This is a genomic window from Oleiphilus sp. HI0080 (assembly GCF_001635135.1).
In genome coordinates, this window is the sequence record NZ_LWFU01001133.1 from 1 (window position 1) to 770 (window position 770).

Genomic DNA, 770 nt, shown 5'->3' on the forward strand with positions numbered 1-770 from the left:
ATGAGCATGTCGGCATCTTCTGCTCCCGCTTGCTCTAATACGTCTGGATACGAGCCTAGTCCGTTCACTGTGCGAATATCTATGCGATCGTTCAATTCCGCAAGTCGCCCTTTGTCCGGATCAATAACGGTAATGTCATTGGCCTCGCTTGCAAGGTTTTCGGCCAAAGTACCGCCTACCTGGCCGGCACCAACAATGATTATTTTCATAACAAAACCTTGCCTATTATTCCTTGATGATTACTGCATAGAAAAAGCCGTCATGAGCGCCTTCTTCGGGAAATAATTGTGTTCCAAAACCGGTATCTATGCCCCATGGCTGCAAGATGGGTGCTACAGACGCTTGCTCTTGCACTTTTAAAAAGCGCTCAACAACGCGTGCGTTTTCCTGAGGGAAAATGGAGCATGTTGCGTAGACCATTAAGCCGCCTGGTTTGAGCGTCTTCCAGAGCGTTGTTAGTAATTGTAGCTGTAGTTCCGCAAGATTCTTCAGGTCGCTTGGTTCTCTCAATAATTTAATATCAGGGTGTCTGCGAATCACGCCGGTCGCGCTGCAAGGGGCGTCAATCAGAATACGGTCAAAGGCATTTCCATCAAACCAGCTGTCTACCTCTTGTGCCGCCGCCGCTTTGGTTTTGGCTGCTAGACCTAAGCGTTGCAGGTTTTCATCAACGCGCTTTAAACGACGTGCATCGTGATCTAAAGCCAAGACCTGAAGATCTGGATGAGATTCAAGCATGGCACAGGTTTTTCCACCAGGCGCCGCGCATG

At 49.0% G+C, this 770-nt stretch carries 1 protein-coding gene and 1 pseudogene; both read right to left on the reverse strand.

What is annotated here, in order from left to right; genetic code table 11:
- On the reverse strand, positions 1–209 hold a 209-nt coding region (locus A3751_RS20400; RefSeq protein ID WP_197466567.1), incomplete at its 3' end, for an NAD-binding protein.
- A 16-nt stretch (positions 210–225) separates the two neighbouring features.
- Positions 226–770, reverse strand: a pseudogene (locus A3751_RS20405) (16S rRNA (cytosine(967)-C(5))-methyltransferase); the annotation flags it as partial.